The 24,753-nt window shown below is 58.8% G+C and carries 19 protein-coding genes and 1 pseudogene; 9 read left to right on the top strand and 11 right to left on the bottom strand.

All coding sequences use genetic code 11. The features are described 5' to 3' along the window. Nucleotides 1–214: 214 nt before the first annotated feature. From PSH80_RS15650 to PSH80_RS15640, 3 genes are all read right to left on the bottom strand, one after another. The gene (locus PSH80_RS15650) at nt 215–1,114 is read right to left on the bottom strand and encodes a hydroxymethylglutaryl-CoA lyase (RefSeq protein ID WP_057960038.1); all 900 of its coding nucleotides are present in this window, start codon (nt 1,112–1,114) and stop codon (nt 215–217) included. A gap of 13 nt (nt 1,115–1,127) precedes the next feature. Next, complete coding sequence (locus tag PSH80_RS15645) at nt 1,128–1,529, bottom strand: MerR family DNA-binding transcriptional regulator (RefSeq protein ID WP_057960037.1); 402 nt, start codon at nt 1,527–1,529, stop codon at nt 1,128–1,130. A gap of 70 nt (nt 1,530–1,599) precedes the next feature. Beyond that, nucleotides 1,600–2,529 (bottom strand): LysR family transcriptional regulator, encoded by a 930-nt coding sequence (locus tag PSH80_RS15640; RefSeq protein ID WP_305417410.1) that lies wholly within the window; start codon nt 2,527–2,529, stop codon nt 1,600–1,602. 151 nt (nt 2,530–2,680) lie between these two features. Between PSH80_RS15640 and PSH80_RS15635 the strand changes: the two genes are divergently transcribed. After that, a complete protein-coding gene (locus PSH80_RS15635; protein WP_029298342.1) occupies nt 2,681–3,910 on the top strand; it encodes an acyl-CoA dehydrogenase in 1,230 nt (409 codons plus the stop codon). Nucleotides 3,911–4,026: 116 nt separating this feature from the next. On the opposite strand, the gene PSH80_RS15630 is transcribed toward PSH80_RS15635, so the two are convergent. Both PSH80_RS15630 and xthA read right to left on the bottom strand, forming a co-directional pair. After that, on the bottom strand, nt 4,027–5,367 hold the full coding sequence (locus PSH80_RS15630; protein ID WP_120733491.1) for a substrate-binding domain-containing protein: 1,341 nt from the start codon (nt 5,365–5,367) through the stop codon (nt 4,027–4,029). Nucleotides 5,368–5,565: 198 nt separating this feature from the next. Continuing rightward, complete coding sequence (gene xthA, locus PSH80_RS15625) at nt 5,566–6,378, bottom strand: exodeoxyribonuclease III (protein ID WP_057441571.1); 813 nt, start codon at nt 6,376–6,378, stop codon at nt 5,566–5,568. Nucleotides 6,379–6,566: 188 nt separating this feature from the next. Here xthA and PSH80_RS15620 point away from each other — a divergent pair, with 188 nt between their 5' ends. The 6 genes and pseudogenes from PSH80_RS15620 (at nt 6,567) to PSH80_RS15595 (ending at nt 16,100) form a co-directional block, all read left to right on the top strand. Further along, nucleotides 6,567–7,217, top strand: coding sequence for a GNAT family N-acetyltransferase (locus PSH80_RS15620; protein WP_057441572.1), 651 nt, complete (start codon nt 6,567–6,569; stop codon nt 7,215–7,217). Between the two features lie 64 nt (nt 7,218–7,281). Continuing rightward, entirely contained in the window at nt 7,282–9,009 is a 1,728-nt protein-coding gene (locus PSH80_RS15615; RefSeq protein WP_057441574.1) for an autotransporter assembly complex family protein, read from the top strand. Continuing rightward, nucleotides 9,006–12,681: pseudogene (locus PSH80_RS15610) on the top strand (translocation/assembly module TamB domain-containing protein). The gene PSH80_RS15615 and the pseudogene PSH80_RS15610 overlap by 4 nt, the downstream one beginning before the upstream one ends. 172 nt (nt 12,682–12,853) lie before the next feature. Next, nucleotides 12,854–13,327 (top strand): MarR family winged helix-turn-helix transcriptional regulator, encoded by a 474-nt coding sequence (locus PSH80_RS15605; RefSeq protein ID WP_057441577.1) that lies wholly within the window; start codon nt 12,854–12,856, stop codon nt 13,325–13,327. Between the two features lie 41 nt (nt 13,328–13,368). Next, entirely contained in the window at nt 13,369–14,571 is a 1,203-nt protein-coding gene (locus tag PSH80_RS15600; RefSeq protein ID WP_057960033.1) for an HlyD family efflux transporter periplasmic adaptor subunit, read from the top strand. After that, nucleotides 14,571–16,100 carry a DHA2 family efflux MFS transporter permease subunit gene (locus PSH80_RS15595; RefSeq protein WP_305417405.1) on the top strand — a complete coding sequence of 510 codons (1,530 nt, stop codon included), beginning with the start codon at nt 14,571–14,573 and terminating at the stop codon, nt 16,098–16,100. Before PSH80_RS15600 ends, PSH80_RS15595 begins: the two co-directional genes overlap by 1 nt. 70 nt (nt 16,101–16,170) lie before the next feature. Here the strand turns inward: PSH80_RS15595 and lpxH are convergent, their stop codons facing one another. Next, nucleotides 16,171–16,920, bottom strand: coding sequence for a UDP-2,3-diacylglucosamine diphosphatase (gene lpxH / locus PSH80_RS15590; protein ID WP_057960031.1), 750 nt, complete (start codon nt 16,918–16,920; stop codon nt 16,171–16,173). Then, entirely contained in the window at nt 16,917–17,420 is a 504-nt protein-coding gene (locus tag PSH80_RS15585) for a peptidylprolyl isomerase (RefSeq protein WP_057441582.1), read from the bottom strand. The genes lpxH and PSH80_RS15585 overlap by 4 nt, the downstream gene beginning before the upstream one ends. 247 nt (nt 17,421–17,667) lie before the next feature. Between PSH80_RS15585 and PSH80_RS15580 the strand changes: the two genes are divergently transcribed. Further along, entirely contained in the window at nt 17,668–19,368 is a 1,701-nt protein-coding gene (locus PSH80_RS15580; RefSeq protein WP_057960030.1) for a glutamine--tRNA ligase/YqeY domain fusion protein, read from the top strand. A 21-nt stretch (nt 19,369–19,389) separates the two neighbouring features. Further along, nucleotides 19,390–20,772: a cysteine--tRNA ligase gene (cysS, locus tag PSH80_RS15575; protein WP_057441584.1), complete on the top strand. Its 1,383-nt coding sequence runs from the start codon at nt 19,390–19,392 to the stop codon at nt 20,770–20,772. 71 nt (nt 20,773–20,843) lie between these two features. Here cysS and PSH80_RS15570 read toward each other — a convergent pair whose 3' ends face one another. From PSH80_RS15570 to PSH80_RS15560, 4 genes are all read right to left on the bottom strand, one after another. After that, nucleotides 20,844–21,392: a dihydrofolate reductase family protein gene (locus PSH80_RS15570; RefSeq protein ID WP_198818080.1), complete on the bottom strand. Its 549-nt coding sequence runs from the start codon at nt 21,390–21,392 to the stop codon at nt 20,844–20,846. 457 nt (nt 21,393–21,849) lie between these two features. Beyond that, nucleotides 21,850–22,260, bottom strand: coding sequence for a hypothetical protein (locus tag PSH80_RS15565; RefSeq protein WP_169990341.1), 411 nt, complete (start codon nt 22,258–22,260; stop codon nt 21,850–21,852). A gap of 1,093 nt (nt 22,261–23,353) precedes the next feature. Beyond that, complete coding sequence (locus PSH80_RS27390) at nt 23,354–23,599, bottom strand: polymorphic toxin type 47 domain-containing protein (RefSeq protein WP_253207633.1); 246 nt, start codon at nt 23,597–23,599, stop codon at nt 23,354–23,356. A gap of 496 nt (nt 23,600–24,095) precedes the next feature. Further along, nucleotides 24,096–24,506: a hypothetical protein gene (locus tag PSH80_RS15560; protein WP_057960027.1), complete on the bottom strand. Its 411-nt coding sequence runs from the start codon at nt 24,504–24,506 to the stop codon at nt 24,096–24,098. Nucleotides 24,507–24,753: the final 247 nt, after the last annotated feature.

Genomic DNA, 24,753 nt, shown 5'->3' with positions numbered 1-24,753 from the left:
GTCAGAGTCGTTACGTCTTATTTTTATTAGGTTTGGTGCTTTTTATTCTTGTTATGCCATAGAGATAGCAGAAGCCGTGCCAACTTTTAAAAGCCCTTTAAAATCAATGGTTTGATTTTTTAGTAGGAAATTTACTTCAGAGAATGCGACAAAATATGTTCCCGTGTTACCCGATGTGTAGCCGCGAGGTAACACATCGGAGCAGGCGCGCTACTCAACGGGCACTACGGGCCTTGGCCACGCGTGAGCCGGTGGGGCGGCCCAGGACCGTACAGATCTGCTGACCCGCCACAATCAACTTGTCCATGTCGATACCGGTTTCGATGCCCAGGCCGTCGAGCAGGTACAGCACGTCCTCGGTGGCCACGTTACCGCTGGCGCCCTTGGCATAGGGGCAGCCGCCAAGGCCTGCGATAGAGCTGTCGAACACCTGGATACCCTCCAGCAGGCTGGCGTAGACATTGGCGATGGCCTGGCCGTAGGTGTCATGGAAGTGTCCGGCGAGCTTTGCCCGTGGCACGTCCTTGCCCACTACCTCGAACATGCGCCGCGTAGCGCCTGCGGTGCCGGTGCCGATGGTGTCGCCCAGGGACACTTCATAGCAGCCCATGGAATACAGCTCGCGGGCCACCGCAGCGACTTGCTCCGGGGCGACCTGACCTTCATAGGGGCAACCCAAGACACAGGACACATAGCCGCGCACACTCACGCCGTGCTGTTGTGCCGCCGCCATGATGGGTGCAAAGCGCTCCAGGCTCTCGCTGATGGAGCAGTTGATATTGCGCTGGGAAAACGCCTCGGACGCCGCTGCAAACACTGCGACCTCCTTGACCCCGGCCGCCAGCGCGTCCTCGAAGCCCCGCAGGTTCGGCGCCAACGCGCCATAGATCACGCCCGGCTTGCGCTGGATCTGCGCAAACACGTCGGCCGAGCCGGCCATCTGCGGTACCCACTTGGGCGAGACAAAACTGCCGACTTCGATATAGCCCAGGCCCGCCGCGCTGAGGGCGTCGACCAGTTGCACCTTGTCGGCCACGCTGATGGGCTGGGCTTCGTTTTGCAGACCGTCGCGCGGGCCGACTTCGATCAGGCGCACCTGAGAGGGGAGAGACATGGGATCTACCTTTTTATTGGGGTTGGCCGACCTGGCTCTGGATCGTCTGTTCCAGGGCCTGGGTGCAACGTTCTTCGGCGGTGTCCAGTTCCAGTTTCATCTGCTCGATGTCCAGCAACTGCTGTTCCAACTGCTCACGGCGTTCGCTGATTTTTGCCAGCATGCTGTGCAATTGCTTTTGATTGCCGCTGCTGGGGTCATAGAGTTCGATCAGTTCGCGGCATTCGGCCAGGGAAAAACCGATGCGCTTGCCCCGCAGGATCAGCTTCAGGCTGACTTTGTCCCGGGGCGAATAGATACGCTCCTGGCCCCGGCGCTCGGGGCGCAGCAGGCCCTGTTCTTCATAGAAACGAATGGCCCGGGTGGTGATGTCCAACTCGCGGGCCAGGTCGGAGATGCTGTAGGTCGTGCTCATGGTGGCGCTCAAGGAGGGTCTTGGCGCTACGCTAATGGCTGCTTGACGTAAACGTCAAGCAAATCACCGCCTACGCGTTATCCAACTTCTTCTCACGCGCCGTAACCTGCTGGCACAACTCGATCATCTGCTCGCGCATCCAGCGGTTGGCCGGGTCCTGGTCGGTGCTTTCATGCCAGTACAAGTGGGTTTCCACCGGCGGCACATCATTGACCGGCAGGTTGAACGAGTGCAGCTCATTACGCCGTGCAAAGCGCTCGGGCACGGTCATTACCATATCGGTCTGCTGCAACACCTGGGAAGCCATCAGGTAATGCTGGGAGCGCAGGGCGATCTTGCGCTGGATCCCCATTTTACCGAGGGCCAGGTCGACGTGGCCCAGGCCATTGCGCCGGCTGGAAATATGGATATGGGTCAGCGACAGGTAGTCATCGAGGCTGAACTTTTCCTTGCCCGCCATCGGGTGGCCCTTGCGCATGGCACACACGTAGCGGTCTTCCATCAGCTTGACGTGGCGCACTTGCGGGTCGGTGTTGAGCGGCGCGTCCACTGCGAAATCCAGGCGGCCGGCGGCCAGTTCCTTGGTGGTTTCCCGACGTTTGGACAGGAAACTCTCAATGATCACCGTGGGCGCCAGGCGGCGCAGGCGCTGGAACAGCGGCGGCAGGATCACCGCTTCAGTGAGGTCGGTCATGCTGATGCGGTAGGTCTTGGCCGCTTGCAACGGGTTGAAGATCCGGCTCTCTTGCACCGATACCCGCAGCAACGACAGGGCACTGCGCACCGGGCCAATAATGTTCTGGGCCATGGGGGTCGGCACCATGCCCTGGGCGGTCCGCACGAAGAGCGGGTCGTTGAAGGTCTCGCGCAGGCGTGCCAGGGCGTTGGATACGGCCGGCTGGGTGATGCCCACGATCTGTCCGGCACGGGTCAGGTTGGCTTCGGTGTAGATCGCGTCAAAGACGATGAAAAGATTGAGGTCGACCTTGCTCAGATTCATTTCGTTGCGCTCTTCTTGTTAGGTTTTCATACGCCGATCATATATCGGTGATGAATGTTAATACACGCCGAGAATAGGCTAGGTAAATTATCAGCGCTGTTCTAGCATCGTTTGCATGACCTAAACAACCTCTCCAAGAAGGGAGCTGCTCATGGATTTTGCCTATTCGCCCAAGGTTCAGGAACTGCGTGAACGCGTCACCGCGTTTATGGATGCTTACGTTTACCCCGCCGAGCCGGTGTTTGAACGCCAGGTCAGCGAAGGTGACCGCTGGCAGCCCACTGCGATTATGGAAGAGCTCAAGGCCAAGGCTAAGGCTGAAGGCCTGTGGAACCTGTTCCTGCCGGAATCCGAACTGGGCGCTGGCCTGACCAACCTGGAATACGCGCCGCTCGCCGAAATCATGGGCCGCTCCCTGCTGGGGCCGGAGCCGTTCAATTGCTCGGCGCCCGACACCGGCAATATGGAAGTGCTGGTGCGCTACGCCAATGAAGAGCAGAAACAACGCTGGCTGGAGCCCCTGCTGCGTGGCGAGATCCGTTCGGCGTTCGCCATGACCGAACCCGATGTGGCGTCTTCCGACGCCACCAACATGGCCGCCCGCGCCGAGCGCCAGGGTGACGAGTGGGTGATCAACGGTAAGAAGTGGTGGACCTCCGGCGCCTGCGACCCGCGCTGCAAGATCCTGATCTTCATGGGCCTGAGCAACCCGGATGCGCCGCGCCACCAGCAGCACTCGATGATCCTGGTACCGGTGGATGCGCCCGGGGTGAAAATCGTCCGGCCGCTGCCGGTGTTCGGCTACGACGACGCGCCCCATGGGCATGCCGAAGTCCTGTTTGACAACGTGCGTGTGCCGTACGAAAACGTCCTGCTGGGTGAAGGCCGCGGCTTTGAAATTGCCCAGGGGCGCCTTGGCCCGGGCCGTATCCATCACTGCATGCGCTCGATTGGCATGGCTGAACGGGCCCTGGAGTTGATGTGCAAGCGTTCGGTCAGCCGCACCGCCTTTGGCAAACCGCTGGCGCGCCTGGGTGGCAATATCGACAAAATCGCCGACTCGCGGATGGAAATCGACATGGCACGCCTGCTGACGTTAAAGGCCGCCTACATGATGGATACGGTCGGCAACAAAGTGGCGAAAAGTGAAATCGCCCAGATCAAGGTCGTGGCGCCGAATGTGGCTCTGAAGGTGATTGACCGGGCGATCCAGATCCATGGCGGTGCCGGGGTCTCCAATGACTTCCCGTTGGCCTACATGTACGCCATGCAACGCACCTTGCGCCTGGCCGACGGCCCGGATGAAGTGCACCGGGCGGCGATTGGCAAGTTCGAGATTGGCAAATATGTGCCTAAAGAACTGATGCGCAGCGGCCAGTAGGACCGAGTCGCCGGTATCGCGGGCAAGCCCGCCCCCACATTGTGATCGCACGCGGTCAGTGTGGGAGCGGGTTTGCCCGCGATTGCGGTGGGCCAATCCACACCCATCTTCAGGTTTCAATAAACCCATACCTCCACCCGGCGATTCTTGATTCGCCCCTCATCCACGGTATTCGCCGCTACCGGCATCTCGGCGCCGAAGCCGCGAATATCGCGCAACACCACACCACTTTTGACCAGCTCCCGGCGTACCGCCATTGCCCGCAGCTTGGACAGCAGGTCGGCGCGCTGCGGATCATCCTTGGCGTCACCAAACCCCACCAGCGTGACGCGCTTGTCCCGTTTATCGTGGCTATCTATATAAGCCACCACGCGGGCGAGGTCCTGGCGCGCCTTGTTGTCCAGGCTGGCGCTGCCTTCTTCGAAGCGAAAATTCACCGTCAGGCGTTGCGCCTCGCGGGCAATGGCCTGGTAGTCGGCTGGCATCGGCGCCCGAGTCTGCACGGTGATGGCCTGGACCTGCTGGGCGATAAAGCCATTGGCCGCCACGATGGCCTGGCCTTGGGCGCTCTGGGTAAAGTCCACCAGAGCCTCGGCCCAGGGATTGCTGTTGTTGGGCGGCAGATAGAAAAACAAGCGGCGCGACAGCGGGTAGTCTTCGGTGGCGATCAGGCTGCTCTGCGGTAACATGGCTTGGGAGTCGCCATCGCTGATGGCCACCGCCTTGGCCTGACGCACATAGGGCAGGCCGATAAAACCTATCCCCTGAGGGTCCTGGCTGACTGCATCGGACAATTGTTCGCTCGACTCAAAGCGCTGAGCCTTGCTGTCGAGGGTTTTACCGCGACGGCTGAGCACCAGCTCCTTGAAGGTGTCGTAGGTGCCGGATTGATCATCGCGAGCATACAGGCGGATCTTCCCGCCGCTGCCGCCCAAGGCCTCCCAGGTGCTGATCTCGCCGCTGAAAATCCTCGCCAGTTGTTCGGTAGTCAACACCTGCAGCGGGTTGCGTGGGTGCAGGATGATTGCCAGGCCATCAATCGCGATCACCTGCTCGGCACCGGGGCTTTTCAGGTCACCCAGGGGCTCGAGGTCCACCAGTTCGCGGTCCTTGATCGGGCGTGATGCGGCCGCCAGGTCGGCCGCGGCCTGTTTCAGCGCGGCAAAGCCGGTGCTGGAACCATGGGCGGCGATCTCGACCAGTACCCGCTTGCCTTGGGGGCTGGTGCCGACGAGGCGCTCTTCGTTGGGGTGGGCGGGTGTTTCGCTGTGTACAGCCTTGAGACCCTGTTGCTCCATCAAACCCCTGACCAGCGCCGGGCCCAACGCCGCGCCAATGGTGTTGGAGCCCTGGATGCGTAAGGCCGGGCCGTGTTCGGGAAAGGGTAGGGGCGTTGCAGAAACTGTAAGAGGAAAAACGCTGCAAAGTGTCAGCAGGTACAGAACGCGCAGCATCATGCCGGCACCTTCTCAAGCCAAAGGACGTGCGGGCAGATTAAGTCAGTAAGGTTGCCAAAATATGACTGACACCCAGCCGGTCCAAATGTGCGAGCAGGCTTACCTGCGAAGGCGGTGTGTCAGTCAACATATCTATCGACTGACCCAGCGCCATCGCAGGCAAGCCAGCTCCTACATTTTATGGTGTGGTCGCAAAGATCAGCTCAGTTCCAGCCAGATCGGCGCATGGTCCGAGGGTTTTTCCAGGCCGCGCAACTCATAGTCCACACCCGCATCCTTGACTCGTGGCAACAGGCCGTTGGAGGCCATGATCAGGTCGATCCGCAGGCCACGCTTGGGTTCGTCTTCAAAGCCGCGGCTGCGGTAATCGAACCAGCTGAAGCGATCCGCCACGTCCGGGTTGAGGTGACGGAAGCTGTCGGTCAGGCCCCAGTTCTTCAGGCGCGCCATCCACTCGCGTTCTTCCGGCAGGAAGCTGCATTTGCCGGTCTTCAGCCAGCGCTTGGCATTGTCGGCACCGATGCCGATGTCGCAATCCTCGGGGGAAATATTCACGTCGCCCATCACCACCAATGCCTGGTCATTGCTGAACTGGCTCTCCAGCAGGTGCTGCAGATCTTCGTAAAAGCGCTGCTTGGCCGGGAACTTGGTCGGGTGGTCGCGGCTTTCGCCCTGTGGGAAGTAGCCATTCATGATGGTGATCGGGTTGCCGTGTTCATCGGCGAAGGTGCCCCAGATAAAGCGGCGCTGGGCATCCTCTTCGTCGCTGGCAAACCCCTTGTGCAGGGCCAGCGGTTCCTGGCGCGAGAGCAGGGCGACGCCGTAGTGGCCTTTCTGCCCGTGGTAGTACACGTGATAGCCCAGGGCCTGGACTTCGGCCAGCGGGAACTGCTCGTCGTGGACTTTGGTTTCCTGCAGGCCGATCACGTCGGGTTGATGTTTGTCGATCAGGGCCGCCAGCTGATGAGGCCGGGCGCGCAGCCCGTTGATATTAAAAGAGACGATTTTCATGGTCGGCAGTCCAGTCTGGCAAAAGGGCGATGCTAGCCGACAAGTCGGACGGGGGCCAGCGTGGCGGTAGGACAGATGCGCTGCTAATGTCTCTCAGGGAGCCAATGGCAGGGAACGACTCCGTTGCCCCGGGCTCGTAACAATAAGAGCGCGACCTTTTTGAGTGGCGCCCAGGGGAGATACGACTGATGCCCGACACCTCGACCGCCGTTGCCCAGGTGCACCTGCTCGATAGCGGCTATTCCCGCGAAGCGCGCTCGCTGCTGTACCACGCCTATCGGCATGAGCCGACCTTTGCCTACCTGTTCGAAGCTGAACGCTCAGGGTACGAGCAGCGGGTCCGCGCGACGGTGCGCGAGCTGGTCAAGCAGCACTTTCTCCAGGAACTGCCGGCCATCGGCCTGCTGGTCAATGACCGCCTGATCGGCATCGCCCTGATTGCCCCGCCGCAACGGCGCCTGGGCATCACGGAAAGCTGGGCCTGGCAATTGCGCATGTGGCTGAGCACCGGTTTCAGGTGCACCCGGCGCTACCTCGAATACCATCAGGCGGTGCTGGCGTGCTTGCCATCGGAGTCGGTGCATGTGCTGCCGCTGCTGGGGGTCCACCCGCAATTCCAGGGCAAGCATTACGGCGAACAACTGCTGGAAGCCGTGCATAACTGGTGCGCCGAAGACCCACATTCACAAGGGGTGGTGCTGGATACCGGCAATCCGCTGTACCTGGAGTTCTACAAACGCCAGGGCTATGCCGAAGTGGCAGAGGTGGCTGTAGGACCCATTCTGGAGCATGTGTTTTTTCACCCGAATCCCCAGGTGTTACAACCTGCAACGCCTTAACCCAGAATTATTCAGACAATTCCAGGTTCTAAGGTGCTCCTCAGCTCGTGTAGCATCCGCGCCTATGAAGTTTCCAAATAAAATTACCAGCGGCTTGATCCTGCTGTTCACAAGCTGCGGCGCCTTGGCACAAAGCGAACTGGACGTGCGGGTCAAGCCTTCAAACGATGCGCTGAAGGCCAATATCGAAGGCTATATCGGCGGGGTTGGCGAGCGTGACGAAGAGGCCTTGCAGCGCTTCAGTCGCGGTGCCGAGGAGCAGGCGCGCAAGGCCGCCCAGGCACTGGGTTTTTATCAGCCGCAGATTGCCAGTGAGGTAAAGCCCGGCAAGAATCCGCGCCTGATCCTCAGCATTGACCCCGGCGAACCGGTGCATTTACGCAATGTCACGATTCGCGTCGACGGCCCGGCGGCCGAGCTCAAATCCTTCCGTGTGCCCGACAGCAAAGACCTCAAGTCCGGCGCCGTACTCAACCATGGCCATTACGAAGACGCCAAGCGCCTGATCCAGAACCAGGCCTCGCGCTTCGGCTATTTCAGTGGCCGCTTCACTCGTCAGACACTGTCCGTCGACCCCCAGGCGGGCGTGGCCGATATCGAACTGGTCTACGACAGCGGCCCGCGCTACACCCTCGGCAAGGTCAACTTTGCCGGCGATACCCCCTTTGATGAAGAGCTGTTGCAACGCATGGTGCCGTTCAAGAGTGGCGCGCCCTACGATTCCGAACTGATCGCTGAACTGAACCAGGCCCTGCAATCGAGCGGCTATTTCGAGGGCGTGCGCGTGGATGCCGCCCCGGCAGCGGCGGCCAATGATGTGATCCCGGTGGCGGTCCAACTGGAAACCCGTAAACCGCGGACCATGGGCCTGGGCCTGGGTTTTTCCACTGACGTCGGCCCGCGTGGCAAGGCCAACTGGACACGGCACTGGGTCAACCCCCAGGGGCACAGCTATGGCTGGGAGGCCGAGTTGTCGGCGCCCCGGCAGAACGTCGGCCTGTGGTACGACATTCCCCTTGATCCGCCGCTGACCGACAAGCTGCGTTTTGCCGGTGGCTATCAGAATGAAGAGCTGGCCAATACCGACACCCTCAGCAAGCTGCTCACCCTCGGCCCGGAATGGCACAGCAAATTGCCCAGCGGCTGGACACGGGTGATCTCGCTCAAATGGCAGCGCGAAGAATATCGCCTGGGGGACGACTCCGGCTTGAGCAATTTGCTGATGCCCGGTATCAGCTATTCCTACCTGCGCAGCGATAACCGCATCGACCCGCATAATGGCTATCGCCTGCAGTTCGATACCAAGGTGGCCAAGGAAGGGCTGGGCTCTGACACCAACCTGCTGTACGGCACTGCGATGATCAAGGGCTTGACCACCGTGTGGGACAAGCACCGTTTCCTCGGCCGCGCGCAGTTTGGCGGCAGCGCCACCAACGGCTACAAGTCGGTGCCGCCGTCCCTGCGTTTCTTTGCCGGTGGCGACCAAAGTGTGCGTGGCTACGAGTACCAGACCCTGTCCCCGGAAAACAACAAGGGCGACCGCATCGGTGGCCGCTACATGGTGGCCTTGAGCGCCGAGTATCAATATTCCATCGCCGAAAAATGGCGGATCGCGACCTTTGTCGATCAGGGCAACTCCTTTAACACCCTTGAGTTGCCAAGCCTGAAAACCGGGGTCGGCGTCGGCGTGCGCTGGGTGTCTCCGGTCGGCCCGATTCGTCTTGACCTGGCCCATGCCCTGGAAGATCCGGGCGGCATTCGTTTGCACTTTTCCATGGGGCCTGAGCTGTGAAGCGTGGTTTGAAAATAGCGGGTCTGAGTGTGGCAGCGGTCGTTGCCTTGGTGCCGCTGGCGGTGTGGAGCGTACTGGGTACGCAAGTCGGCAGTCGCTGGGCCCTCGGCCAAGTCCCGGGGTTGAGCGTGGAAAACTTCCAGGGCCGTTTGGGTGGGCAATGGAGCGCCGACCAGGTGCTGTGGCAACAAGACAGCAGCCGCGTAGAGCTCAATGCCCCCAAATTCGACTGGTCGCCGGCGTGCCTGCTGCGCATGACCCTGTGCATCCGGCAACTGGACGTGGAGCAGATCAGCCTGCAATTGCCACCCAGCACCGAAGACAGCAGCGGCCCGATTACCCTGCCGGACTTGAACCTGCCCGTGGCGATCGAACTGGGCGACGTGCGCGTCGGCAGCCTGCTGTTCAACGGCAGCGAAGAACTCAAGGGCCTGCAACTGGCCGCGCACTGGACAGCCGAGGGCATGCAGATCGACGCGGTACATCTGCAACGCGACGACCTGGTGCTGGATCTCAGCGGTATGCTGCACCCCGCGGGCGATTGGCCGTTGACCGCGACCGGCAACCTGAGCCTGCCCTATGCCCCGGGCGGCGCGCCGTGGACGGTGGCGCTGAACGTGACCGGTGATCTGCTCAAGACCCTCAAGCTCGACGCCGACAGCACGGGCTACCTGCCGGCCAAACTTAGCGGCGAGCTGCAACCCCTGGTCGAGAACCTGCCAGCACAGTTACGCATCACCGCCGATGGCTTCAAACCTGCCGCCGACTTGCCGGATACCTTGCAGCTCAACCAACTGGACCTGACTGCCAAGGGCGACCTGGGCAAGGGCTATCAGTTGCTGGGCAAGGCTGTATTACCCGCAGAAAAGGGCCCGGTTGACCTGTTGCTGCAAGGCCGGGTCGATGCCAAGGGCGCGCAGCTCGCCGGCCTGGACCTGAATGCCGGGGACAAGCAAAGCCTCAAGCTCAGCGCCCAACTGGATTGGCAGCAGGGCTTCAGCGCAGACGCAAAAATCGACTGGCTGGACTTCCCCTGGCATCGCCTGTATCCGCTGATTGACGAGCCGCAAGTGGTGCTACGCACCTTCAACGGTGAAGTGTCCTACAAGGACGGCAACTACCTGGGCAATCTCAAGGCCGACCTCGATGGCCCGGCCGGCAAATTCAGCCTGGTCACGCCGTTCAGTGGCGACCTCAAGCAAGTGTTCCTGCCCGAGCTGAAATTGACCGCTGGCCAGGGCAAGGCCGAAGGGCACTTGAACCTGCAATTTGCCGAGGGCATCGCCTGGGATACGGCGCTGGACCTGTCGGCGTTGAACCCGGCGTACTGGGTCGCAGAATTGCCCGGTACCTTGGCCGGGCCGCTGCGCAGCAAGGGCGAGTTCAAGAACGAACAACTCAAGCTCAACGCCGACCTTGACCTCAAGGGCCGCTTGCGCGGCCAAACGGCGGTGCTGGCCGCCAAGGCCGAAGGCGCGGGCGAGCAGTGGACCCTGGCCAACCTGGATATCCGCCTGGGTGACAACCGCATCAATGGCAGCGGCAGCCTGCAACAGCGCCTGGCCGGGCAGATCGACATCAAGCTCGCACGCCTGGCCCAGCTGTGGCCGCAGCTGCGTGGGCAGGTCAACGGTCGACTCGATGTGGCCGGTACTCTAAAGGCGCCCCAGGGCAAGCTCGACCTCAAGGGCCAGCAACTGGTGTTTGAAGACAACCGCCTGCAAGCCCTCACCCTGGACGCCACGCTTGATAATGCACAACGGGCGAAGATCGACCTCAAGGGCACCGGCATCCAGGCCGGGGATACCCAGCTCGGTACTTTGACCGCCAGCGCCCAGGGCGACATCAAAAACCAGAAAGTCCAACTGGACCTCATGGGCCCCCTGGTCAAACTGGCCCTGGCCCTGGACGGCACGCTCGACAAGGGTAACTGGCGCGGGCGCCTGGCCAGTGGCGAGGTGCAGGCCGGGGGCCAGGACTGGAAGCTGCAGGCCCCTGCGAAAATCGAGCGCATGGCCGACGGCAAGCTGACCTTCGCTGCCCATTGCTGGGTCTCCGGGCCCGCCAGCCTGTGTGGCGAAGACCAGCGACTGATGCCCGATCCCAAGCTGCGTTATCACCTCAAGCAGTTCCCCATCGACAGCCTGGCGCAGTGGCTGCCCAAGGATTTTGCCTGGCAAGGCAAGCTCAACGCCGATATCCAGCTCGACCTGCCGGCCAGCGGCCCTAAAGGCCTGATCGCGGTGGATGCCAGTGGCGGCACGTTGCGGGTCAAGGACAAGGACCAGTGGCTGGACTTCCCCTACGACACCCTCAAACTGGACACCACGCTTAACCCCACGCGCATTGATACCCAGCTGAATTTCCGCGGTGGCAAGCTCGGCGAGTTGCTGCTGCAGGCGCAGATCAACCCGCTGGCGAAAAACAAGCCGATCTCCGGCAACTTCAGCCTTACCGGCCTGGACCTGGCGGTAGCGCGGCCGTTTGTGCCGATGGTGGAAAAACTCAATGGCAAGCTCAATGGCAGCGGGCGCATCTCCGGCGGCTTGTTGGCGCCGCAGGTCAACGGCAACGTCAACCTGATCGCCGGCGAGATTTCCGGGCCCGAACTGCCCATCAGCCTTGAAGGCCTGAACGTGCAGGCCCTGATCGCCGCGCGAAAGCGTGCAGCTCAACGGCGGCTGGCGCAGTGGCAAGGCCGGGCAGGGCAGCCTCAAGGGGCAGATCGATTGGGGCCGGGCCCTGGCCGTTGACCTCAGCCTGCAAGGCTCGCAATTGCCGGTCACGGTCGAGCCCTACGCCGAACTGGAAGTGGCGCCTGACTTGAAGATCACGCTCAAGGACGACAAGCTGGCGATTGCCGGCAATGTGCACATCCCGCGCGGTGATATCACTGTGCGTGAACTGCCGCCATCGACGGTCAAGGTCTCGGATGACACGGTGATCGTCGGCAGCCAGACCGAAGAGGGCAAGCCGCCGATGGCCATCGCCATGGACATCAACGTGGTCGTGGGCGAGGACCAGCTCAACTTTGCCGGTTTCGGCCTGACCGCCAAGGTCCAGGGCCAGGTGCATATCGGCGATAACCTGGACACCCGTGGCGAGCTGTGGCTCAACGATGGGCGCTACCGCGCCTATGGCCAGAGGCTGGATGTGCGGCGTGCGCGCCTGCTGTTTGCCGGGCCGCTGGACCAGCCATACCTGGATATCGAAGCCATCCGCAAGACCAACGACGTGATCGCCGGTATCCGCCTGAGCGGCAGTGCCGAGCAGCCGACCACGCAGATCTTCTCGGAGCCGGCCATGAGCCAGGAGCAGGCGCTGTCCTACCTGGTGCTGGGCCGTCCGTTGAGCACCACCGGCGAAGACAACAATATGCTGGCGCAAGCGGCACTGGGCCTGGGCTTGATGGGCAGTGCCGGCGTGACCTCGGACATTGCCAAGAATCTGGGGATCCAGGACTTTGAGCTGGACACCCAGGGCAGCGGCACCAACACGGCAGTGGTGGCCAGCGGCAAGATCACCGAGAAACTCAGCCTGCGTTACGGGGTCGGGGTGTTCGAACCGGCCAGCACCATTGCCTTGCGTTACCTGCTGAGCAAGAGGGTGTACCTGGAAGTGGCCAGCGGCGTGGCCAGTTCATTGGATATCTTCTACAAGCGGGATTTCTGACGGTTAAAGGCACATCAAATGGTGGGAGTTGGCTTGCCAGCTCCCACCGTCGTTTTGGGGGGCATTCAGCGCCTGATTACCAAGCAACCTAACTATTTATTTGACATTCGCTGCCTAGGCAGTAATATTTCGTCACACATTCACTGCCTAGGCAGTAATAAGGTGACTCCCGATGGAACACTTCACCCCGGAAAACTTCCATAACTGCCATCTCGGGCTGTTGCTGGGGCGCGCCGCGATTCTCAAGGACCGCATCATCGACACCCATATGGAACCCCACGGCATCACTGCCGCGCAGTTCAAGGTGTTGATCATCATGGCCCAGTTCGGCGTCGATACCCCGGCGGAGCTGTGCCGCAACCTGTCCCTGGACAGTGGCTCGATGACTCGCATGCTCGACCGCCTGGAGCAAAAAGACCTGCTGGCGCGCAAGCGCTCCGAGCAGGACCGGCGCCAGGTGCAACTGGTGCTGACCGCAGAAGGCCAGCGCCTGGCGGACATGCTGCCGCAGATCGGCGCCCAGGCCCTGAACCAGTTGGCTGGCGCACTCGAACCGGGGGAGTTGCAGACCCTGGAGCACATCCTGAAGAAAATCCTGATCGCTGCGGGTGATCCCATCACGTTGCAGCGGGTCGGGACTCAATGAACACGCCAGTCACGCGCGCTGAATAACGCAAGGTACTTGTCATGGCTACTGCCCAAGCAAACAACACCGCACACTCCCAACCCAACGACGGCAACCCGCGCAAACGCAAAATCATGTTGCTGGGCCTGGCGCTGATCGTCGTCCTTTGCGTCCTGGGCGTGTGGGGCTGGTACGAGCTGTATGGCCGTTGGAGCGAAAGTACCGACGATGCGTACGTGAATGGCAACGTGGTGGAAATCACCCCGCTGGTCACCGGTACCGTGGTCAGCATTGGCGCCGACGATGGCGACCTGGTCCACGAAGGCCAGGTGCTGATCAACTTCGACCCCAACGACGCCGCCGTCGGCCTGCAAAGTGCCCAGGCCAACCTGGCGCGCACGGTACGCCAGGTGCGTGGCTTGTACAGCAATGTGGATGGCATGAAAGCCCAGGTACAGGCGCAAAAAGCCCAGGTGCAAACCGCTCAGGACAACTTCAACCGCCGCAGAATCCTCGCCCAGGGCGGCGCGATTTCCCTGGAAGAACTGTCCCACGCCCGCGACGCCCTGAGTGCGGCGAGCAACTCACTGGCCAACCTGCAACAGCAACTCAATACCTCCACTGCGTTGGTGGATGACACGGTGATTTCGTCCCACCCGGATGTGCAGGCCGCTGCCGCGCAACTGCGCCAGGCCTACCTGACCAATGCGCGCAGTACCCTGATCGCACCGGTCACCGGCTACGTCGCCAAGCGCACCGTGCAACTGGGCCAGCGGGTCGAGCCGGGTACCGCGTTGATGGCGGTGATTCCCCTGGACCAACTGTGGATCGACGCCAACTTCAAGGAAACCCAACTGCGCCAGATGCGCATTGGCCAGCCGGTGGATATCGAGGCCGATCTCTACGGCAGCGACGTGAAGTACAGCGGCACCGTCGACAGCCTCGGCGCCGGTACCGGCAGCGCCTTTGCCTTGCTGCCGGCCCAGAACGCCACCGGCAACTGGATCAAGATCGTGCAGCGGGTACCGGTGCGCATCCATATCAATGCCCAGGAGTTGGCCCAGCACCCGTTGCGGGTGGGCTTGTCGACCCAGGTGGAAGTCAACCTGCACGACCAGAGTGGACCGGTACTGGCGCAACAACCGCCGCAAAAAGCCTCGTTCACCACCACCGTGTATGACCGCCAGTTGGCCGAGGCCGACGCGATGATCACCCAGTTGATCCATGACAACAGCGTGGCCGCGCCCAAGGCAGCACAACGCTGATGAGCAATAACGCCTCGTTCACGCCACCCAGCTTGCTGATGGCCACCATTGGCCTGTCCCTGGCGACCTTTATGCAGGTGCTCGACACCACCATCGCCAACGTGGCGTTGCCGACCATTTCCGGCAACCTGGGCGTGAGTTCGGAGCAGGGCACCTGGGTCATCACCTCATTTGCCGTAAGCAATGCCATTGCCTTGCCATTGACCGGCTGGTTGAGCCGGCGCTTTGGTGAGGTGAAGCTGTTTTTGTGGGCGACCGTCCTGTTTGTGCTGGCCTCGTTCCTGTGTGGTGTCTCCACCTCGATGCCCGAGTTGATTGGCTTTCGCGTGCTGCAAGGCTTGGTGGCGGGCCCGTTGTATCCAATGACCCAAACCTTGCTGATTGCGGTCTATCCCCCCGCCAGGCGCGGCATGGCCTTGGCGTTGCTGGCGATGGTCACGGTGGTCGCGCCCATTGCCGGGCCTATTCTTGGCGGCTGGATTACCGACAGCTACAGCTGGCCGTGGATCTTCTTTATCAACGTGCCCATCGGGATATTTGCGGTGATGGTGGTGCGTGCGCAGCTCAAGAAACGCCCGGTGGTCACCAGTCATCAGCCGATGGACTATGTCGGGCTGCTGAGCTTGATCGTCGGGGTCGGTGCCTTGCAGATCATCCTCGACAAGGGCAATGACCTGGACTGGTTCGAATCCAATTTCATCATCATCGGCGCGGCCATTTCGGTGATCGCCCTGGCGGTGTTTGTGATCTGGGAAATGACCGACAAGCACCCAGTGGTCAACCTGCGCCTGTTTGCCCATCGCAACTTCCGCATCGGCACCATCGTCTTGGTGCTGGGCTACGCCGGGTTCTTTGGTATCAACCTGATCCTGCCGCAATGGCTGCAGACGCAGATGGGCTACACCGCGACCTGGGCCGGGCTGGCGGTGGCGCCGATCGGCATCCTGCCGGTGCTGATGTCGCCCTTTGTCGGCAAGTACGCGCACAAGTTCGACTTGCGGCTGCTGGCCGGCCTGGCGTTCCTGGCGATCGGCCTGAGCTGCTTTATGCGCGCCGGCTTCACCAATGAAGTGGACTTCCAGCATATCGCCCTGGTGCAGCTGTTCATGGGCATCGGCGTGGCGCTGTTCTTTATGCCGACCTTGAGCATCCTGATGTCCGATCTGCCGCCGCACCAGATCGCCGACGGCGCAGGCCTGGCGACCTTCCTGCGGACCCTGGGCGGCAGCTTTGCGGCATCGCTCACCACCTGGATCTGGATTCGCCGCGCGGACCAGCACCATGCCTATATGAGCGAGAGTATGAGCGTGTACGACTCGGCTACCTGCGATGCGCTGAACACCCTGGGCGGTGCGGGGCACAAGGCCTACGCGCAACTGGACCAGATCCTCACCAGCCAGGCGTACATGATGTCCACCGTGGATTACTTCACGCTGCTGGGGTGGATGTTCATGGGCTTGATCCTGCTGGTGTGGCTGGCCAAGCCGCCGTTTACTGCGAAGGCGGGGCCGGCGGCATCAGGGCACTGATCTTGACGTGTTCGCGGTTAAAAATGTGGGAGCAAGCCCGCTCCCACATTTGCTTCGTGTTGTTTGCAAGTCAGGCGCCAGGCAACGCCAACTGCGGATTGACGAAGTCAAACGCCGCCAGTTGAAACCCTTGCTCATCCACCTGCAACGCCCAACCCTGCTTGTCCCAATCTCCCAGCACAATGCGCTTGGCCGCCTGCTCGCCAATCTGCAACTTGTGAATGGCCGGGCGGTGGGTGTGGCCGTGGACCAGGGTGCGCACGCCGAAGGCTTGCATCACCCGTGGCACTTCCTCGGGCGTTACATCGACAATATCGTTGGCCTTCATGCGTACCTGGGCACGGCTTTCACTGCGCAGCTTGTGCGCCAGTTTATGGCGGGTGCGCAAGGGCAGGTGGCGCAGGATAAACAGCACGATGGGATTACGCAGGATGCGCCGCAGCTTCATATAGCCGAGGTCGCGGGTACACAGGCTGTCGCCGTGCATCAACAGCACGGGCTCGCCATACAGCTGCACGACGGTAGGGTCCTTGAGCAACGTTGCGCCTGCGGCTTTGCAGAACGCCTTGCCGATCAGGAAATCCCGGTTGCCGTGCATCAGGAATACTTGGGTGCCACTGTCGCTCAGCTCACGTAGAGCCGCGCAAATCGAACGCTGGAACGGGGTCATGCCATCGTCACCAATCCAGGCTTCGAAAAAGTCCCCCAGGATGTACAACGCTTGCGCGCCACGGGCGCGGCCGTGGAGTAAATCCAGAAACGCCCGGGTAATGTCCGGGCGCTCCTCTTCCAGATGCAAGTCTGAAATCAGCAGTATCACGCAACGATCTCGGCTTTCTCGATGATCACGTCTTCTGCTGGTACGTCCTGGTGACCGCTTTTCGTGGTGGTGGAAACACCCTTGATCTTGTCCACGACGTCGGTGCCTTCGGTGACTTTACCGAATACCGCGTAGCCCCAACCCTGTACGGTCTTGGCGCTGTGGTTGAGGAAACCGTTGTCAGCCACGTTGATGAAAAACTGCGCGGAGGCCGAATGCGGCTCCATGGTACGGGCCATGGCGACGGTGTACTTGTCGTTGGAAAGACCGTTGTCCGCTTCGTTCTGGATGCTTGGACGCTTGTCTTTCTTTTCTTTCATGCCAGGCTCGAAACCGCCGCCCTGGACCATGAAGTTGCCGATGACACGGTGGAAAACAGTGTTTTCGTAGTGGCCGGCGTTAACGTACTCGATGAAGTTGGCGACGGTGATCGGCGCTTTCTCGGCGTTCAGCTCGATGACGATGTCACCGTGGTTGGTGGTCAGTTTGACTTGAGTCATGTTCATTACTCTTTTCAGGGAATTCGTGGGTTCGGACGCCTGGGCACCTTACCGGGTTGGCTAAACTGCGGCCAAGGCGCGCAGTTTAGCGTGCCTGTCAGGAATTTCGAGGTGGTTTTTTACCGCCCATGCAATAAATGCAGCAGTTTTTGGCCATGCCCTGTCAGGTGCTTGACGGCATCGGCTATGATAAGCCCTTTGTTTGTCTGGCCCGACCCGGCCACGTACCTGTCTGTTCAAGGATCCTATGAGCAAGCCCACTGTCGACCCTACCTCGAATTCCAAGGCCGGACCTGCCGTCCCGGTCAATTTCCTGCGCCCGATCATCCAGGCGGACCTGGATTCGGGCAAGCACACGCAGATCGTCACCCGTTTCCCACCTGAGCCCAACGGTTACCTGCACATCGGCCACGCCAAGTCGATCTGTGTGAACTTCGGCCTGGCCCAGGAGTTCGGTGGCGTCACGCACCTGCGTTTCGACGACACCAACCCGGCCAAGGAAGACCAGGAATACATCGACGCCATCGAAAGCGACATCAAGTGGCTGGGCTTCGAATGGTCCGGTGAAGTGCGCTACGCCTCCAAGTATTTCGACCAGTTGTTCGACTGGGCCGTGGAGCTGATCAAGGCTGGCAAGGCCTACGTCGACGACCTGACGCCTGAGCAGGCCAAGGAATACCGTGGCACCTTGACCGAGCCGGGCAAGAACAGCCCGTTCCGCGACCGTTCGGTAGAAGAGAACCTGGACTGGTTCACCCGCATGCGCGACGGCGAGTTCCCGGACGGCGCCCGTGTATTGCGGGCCAAGATCGACATGGCCTCGCCGAACATGAACCTGCGCGACCCGATCATGTACCGCATCCGCCACGCCCATCACCACCAGACCGGTGACAAGTGGTGCATCTACCCCAACTATGACTTCACCCACGGTCAGTCGGACGCCATCGAAGGCATTACCCACTCCATCTGCACCCTGGAGTTCGAAAGCCATCGCCCGCTGTACGAATGGTTCCTCGACAGCCTGCCGGTGCCGGCGCACCCGCGTCAGTACGAATTCAGCCGCCTGAACCTGAACTACACCATCACCAGCAAGCGCAAGCTCAAGCAGTTGGTCGATGAGAAGCACGTACATGGCTGGGACGACCCACGCATGTCGACCCTGTCGGGCTTCCGCCGTCGTGGCTACACCCCGGCGTCGATCCGCAATTTCTGCGACATGGTCGGCACCAACCGCTCCGACGGCGTGGTTGACTACGGCATGCTCGAGTTCAGCATCCGTCAGGACCTCGACGCGAACGCCCCGCGCGCCATGTGCGTGCTGCGTCCGTTGAAAGTCGTGATCACCAACTACCCGCAAGACCAGGTCGAGCACCTCGAACTGCCGCGTCACCCGCAAAAAGAAGAACTGGGCGTGCGCAAGCTGCCGTTCGCCCGTGAAATCTACATCGACCGCGATGACTTCATGGAAGAGCCGCCCAAGGGCTACAAGCGCCTGGAGCCGAACGGCGAAGTGCGCCTGCGTGGCAGCTACGTGATCCGTGCCGACGAAGCCATCAAGGACGCCGATGGCAACATCGTCGAACTGCGTTGCTCCTACGATCCTGAAACCCTGGGCAAGAACCCTGAAGGCCGCAAGGTCAAAGGCGTGGTGCACTGGGTGCCGGCCGCGGCCAGCGTCGAGTGCGAAGTGCGCCTGTACGATCGCCTGTTCCGCTCGCCTAATCCCGAGAAGGCCGAAGACAGCGCCAGCTTCCTGGACAACATCAACCCTGACTCCCTGCAAGTACTTACGGGTTGTCGTGCCGAACCGTCTTTGGGCGACGCACAGCCGGAGGACCGTTTCCAGTTCGAGCGCGAAGGCTACTTCTGCGCGGATATCAAGGACTCGAAACCTGGTCAGCCGGTATTCAACCGTACCGTGACCTTGCGTGATTCGTGGGGCCAGTGATCAAGTCTTAAGGGAAACATCGTGCTAACGATCTACAACACGCTCAGCAAGACCAAAGAAGTCTTCAAGCCGCTGGACGGCAACAAGGTGCGCATGTACGTGTGCGGCATGACCGTGTACGACTACTGCCACATCGGCCACGGCCGCAGCATGGTTGCTTTCGACCTGGTGACCCGCTGGTTGCGTTTCAGCGGCTACGACTTGACGTACGTGCGCAACATCACCGACATCGACGACAAGATCATCAATCGCGCCAATGAAAACGGCGAGTCGTTCGACGCGCTGACCGAGCGCATGATCGCCGCCATGCACGAGGACGAGGCGCGCCTCAATATCCTCAAACCAGACATGGAGCCGCGCGCCACGGACCATATCCCGGGCATGCACGCGATGATCCAGACCTTGATCGACAAGGGCTACGCCTACGCCCCGGGCAATGGCGACGTGTACTACCGCGTCGCCAAGTTCATGGGCTACGGCAAGCTGTCGCGCAAGAAAATCGAAGACCTGCGCATCGGCGCCCGCATCGAAGTCGACGAAGCCAAGCAAGACCCGCTGGACTTCGTGCTGTGGAAAGGCACCAAGCCCGGCGAGCCGAGCTGGGAATCACCCTGGGGCGCCGGGCGTCCGGGCTGGCACATCGAATGCTCGGTGATGTCCACCTGCTGCCTGGGCGAGACGTTCGACATTCATGGCGGCGGCAGCGATCTTGAGTTCCCGCACCACGAAAACGAAATCGCCCAAAGCGAAGCGGCCACCGGCAAGACCTACGCCAACGCGTGGATGCATTGCGGCATGATTCGCATCAATGGCGAGAAGATGTCCAAGTCCTTGAACAACTTCTTCACCATCCGCGACGTGCTGGAAAAGTACCACCCAGAGGTTGTGCGTTATCTGCTGGTATCGAGCCATTACCGCAGTGCCATCAACTACTCGGAAGACAACCTCAAGGACGCCAAGGGCGCCCTGGAGCGGTTCTACCACGCGTTGAAAGGCCTGCCGGTTGTGGCGCCGGCCGGTGGCGAGGCGTTTGTTGAACGCTTCACTACCGTGATGAACGACGACTTCGGCACCCCCGAAGCCTGCGCCGTACTGTTCGAGATGGTCCGCGAGATCAACCGCCTGCGCGAGAGCGATCTCGCCGCAGCGGCCGGCCTGGCGGCACGCCTCAAGGAACTGGCCAGCGTGCTGGGCGTGTTGCAAATGGAAGCGGACGACTTCCTGCAAGCCGGCGCCGAAGGGCGTGTGGACGCCGCCGAAGTCGACGCCTTGATCCAGGCCCGCCTGAATGCCCGTGCCAACAAGGACTGGGCAGAATCCGACCGCATCCGCGACCAACTCACCGCCATGGGCGTGGTATTGGAAGACGGCAAGGGCGGGACGACCTGGCGCTTGGCTGACTGACGGCTGATGCCTGCATGAATAAAAACGCCCCGACTGGTTCGGGGCGTTTTTGTTTGTGGTGGTGTTGCGAGTCAACGCTGCTCGATGGCATACCGGCTCTGTACAAAGCCATTGTCCGAGGTACAGGTAGCGATGTGGCGAAGCTCACATTCACGACCGACGTGACTGAACAAGGGAACTCCCTGGCCCAGCAGAATCGGAATGCGGGTGATGATCAACTCACTGAGCAGGCCTGCTTCAAGAAATGCCTGGATGGTCTGGCCGCCGTCGATATAAAGATGTTTCATGCCGCGCTCGGCCAGTTGGTCGACGAGCGTGCTCACATCGGCTGCCAACACCTCCACCTTGCCCTGTAGGTGCGCAGGAATCTCTAAGGTGTTGTGGGAAAGCGCTATGACCGGCGTGCCCTCATAGGGCCACTCTGGAAAGGACAGTACTTTTTCCAGGGTCTTGCGCCCCATGACCAACCCGTCGACTGTTGCGATGAAGCTTTCATAAGTGATGCCATTCAAGCCCGAACTTTCATATTCCGGTCGGTGCAGCCACTCAATATCCCCATCTGGTCGGGCAATAAAACCGTCAATGCTTGCTGCGATAAAGACGGAACATTTGATCCTCATGGGTGGTAAAACTCCTTTTTTATCAAGTGGAATCAAGACGGTATCACTTTAGCGCCTGCACGTTGGCGGCGAATGGGAGCGACGTGGTGGTTGAGCCGACGCAAGGTCCTCCGAAGCGTTGATCAACAACGTCTTTGGATCTGTTCCTTTGCGCACGATGAAGATGCCATGGCCTTCAGCAGACCGCTTTGTTTCAGTAGGAGGGTTCAGCGGTGAGCCGCTGCGTGAAGCGAGGTTGAGTCTGATGGCGGGCTTGGGCTGTGTTTGATCATGGTAAAGCTCCTAGAGGTTGGAGCTACTATCCATCGCTGCGAAACCCGGTCGCTGAATTTGCAGCGACTGCCGAAGATTATGGGGGGCTTCCGAGTGGTAACCCTAAAACGCTGTCGGAAATATCTGAGGGGTAGGGGGCGAAGTTCTTAAATGCGATTAGATAAATCCTCCTTTTTGTCCAGGGTTACCAGGTGGATGGGTCCTCCTGGCTGGCTTTGTCCAGATCGTCTTTCCATTTATCACTGGCTAATCTATAAACTTCCTCAAAAAACTCTCGAGGATCCTCTATTTCATCTTCATTCCAGGCCATGCTTGTATATTCATCATGGTTGTCCTCAAAGAAAGCGTTGAAATTAAAATTTTTGCTGTCTAGAGAGTGTTTCAAGGCTTTCATAAGAGTGTATCTGTGCCTGTATGAAAGCTGCTCGTCTGGGTCAAGACAGTATTTGAGTATAAGTTTTTTTCTGTCTTTTGGGTTGTACTTTGAGAGTTCAACCCCTTTGGTCTCTTCTTGGTCGTAAATGTCAAAAACACCTACAAAATAATTCAAGCTCGCATCGAAAGGTATATGGCTGGAAAAAGGGTGAAATAGCACTTTTGTATTCCTTTTCTGGGGGATAGCGTGAATGGTGTTCCATCTTTATGAAACTTCATTTCGGCACCGTTCATGGCTTAATTTAAAATCGGATTTTGCGGATCCCTTCTGCGAAAAGGGGGCGGATCTACTTAACGAAGTGTACAGATAACGACTATAAGCGTTTGCCGAGCACCACGCCTTAGTGGTTGGCTTCATTCAGACACACTAATTAAGTGGGGCATTAATGACGGGCTTGTTTTTTATTGGCTAGGGATTAAATATGTCCGTCACTTTTATCACTCACATTATTAATGTTTAAATGGCTAAGGGTTTCTGAGATTTGAGCCAAAGCTTCGAGTCTGTCTAGAATGTTTAGATTGACGGAAGCTTTTACAGTGCTCCAATCTATCTTGCTTCCTGCGAACGTGAATTTTCTTGTATTTCATCAATTAGCTTTGCTTCTTCAGTTTTAGATAGCTCATTTTTTCGCAAACCTTCTGTTTATTTTGAGAACTGGTTCTGCAGAACCTTGGAACAGATAGTGAGTCCCTTTTTTCTTTCCCGACCAGACGTTTGCGTGAGAGCCATTTCGCTCATCACGCCGTAGTGGATGGTTTATCCAAGCACACAAACTCAGGGCGCATAGGCGATCAATGGCGGATCTACTACTGCATCGACTCGCCATCAAATAGATTCGTCCCGTACTGTATGTCACTTTGGTTTTTAAGCCCAGAGCACGCAATCATGGTCATCCAGATGAACCAAAAACGATAGATCATGATCGGTGACCCAGAACGGATAACCAGTTGTTTCGCTTATTAACAGCGCAAGGTCTTGTGCGTTTTCGAGTTTCCATGCTCTGTGACCCGTGTCAAAAACCAAAAGTATGAGGTCGTTTTTTTTATGCGGTCTGGTATTTCCTTCCAAAAGTCAGGGTTGTGCTCGGTGCATTTCTCGTTGAAATCGACTGGATCTAGTACATTTTTTTCTGTTTTAAAGTATTTTTTGGTTAAGGTGGATATTAATGTTGCGATCTCTTCAGAATTGAGCTTCTTTGAGGAGATTTTCAACGTGTTTATAGTTTCGTCTAATTCTTCTTCTAGATAATTCATCATGGTTCTCCGATTCTTGAGCGGCTAACTGGAAGTAACTCTAAAAGTATATGGCCCCTTACTGCACCACCACCTGCCCTTTTTCCGGCAGTTTGGTAACCAATATGAGGTGATTGAGGACCTTTTTTGCTAGAAACAAGCGTTGGGTCATCAATGTTGACTTCCGTTCCTCTGTTTGGCCCTTTCTGTACACGCCACTCGGTTGGGAAGGTTTTTCCGTATTTGTCCTTTCCCCACTTGGTCACGCTGTAATCGTCCTTGGAGACCCCTATCCGGCGAAATGCCTTGCGAAAAGGGGGCGGATCTATTTAACAAAGTGTAAAGATAACGACTATAATTGTTTGCCGAGCACCAGGCCTTAGTGGTTGGCTTCATTCAGACACACTACTTAAGGGGGGCATTAATGACGGGCTTGTTTTTTATTGGCTAGGAATTAAATATGTCCGTCACTTTTATCGGGCTGCGAAACCCGGTCGCTGAATTTGCAGCGACTGCCGAAGATTATGGGGGGGGCTTCCCAGTGGCAACCCTAAAACGCTGTCGGAAATATCTGAGAGGGGATTGATATATAACCCTTCCGGTAGTTGGTTAAAGGAACGGATCTATTTAGCGCCCTGCGGGAGCAATGGCCGTTTGCCGCCGCTCAACGCGTTTTGGTGTTGATTCATAGTGGGCAATGGTGGGCCTATTACTAAATTTACTAGCGATTAAATAGGTTCGTTCCTTTTGTTCCGGTTTTTATCAAGGTTTCTGGAAAAATAAGTTGGAAGTTGAGCCCTGAATTTTCTTTGCTTTTCCTTTTTCTACGTACTCGCTGAACTCTCGCTCGAGCGTCGTCTTGTTAGTGTATTTTTTGTATTTTTTTGGAACTTCGCATGCGTAAATGTAAAGTCTCCATGATTCGAAGCCATCAATTCGACCGTCGGGGCCGTAATCGAAGTCAATACACTTCTCGGATATGTAAACCCTACAGCCGACTCCATGTAGTTCGTACGTTGCGTCATCGCTGAGCTTTCCGCGCAGCGGGATTTTTTTTGAACGCCACAGTCCTAAGATATTTTTTGTACCAAAAGATAATTCAAGTAAGTTGGTTGCCTTTTCAACTTCCTCTAAGTATTCGCTGATTAGGTCTTCTAGCGTCTGAGTTTTCATTTTCTTGACCTTTCTAGCCTATCTGGTCCAGCGATTTTTGAAGAGTTCACTACGTCATTGATGCTGCTAAATGAGGTGTGGTGGTTTTCTATATTGTCAATCAGTCTTATGGTGACAAGTGTATGTGTTCGCCTTGCTGCAGACGCCCGATGGTGCCCATATTATATAATGCGAAAAGGGGGCGGATCTATTTAACAAAGTGCACAGATAACGACTATAAGCGTTTACCGAGCATCACGCCTTAGTG

The sequence above is a fragment of the Pseudomonas sp. FP818 genome, assembly GCF_030687335.1.
Lineage (GTDB): Bacteria > Pseudomonadota > Gammaproteobacteria > Pseudomonadales > Pseudomonadaceae > Aquipseudomonas > Aquipseudomonas shahriarae.
Note: the sequence above shows the minus strand (reverse complement) of the source record. Positions and strands in the feature narration are given on the sequence as shown.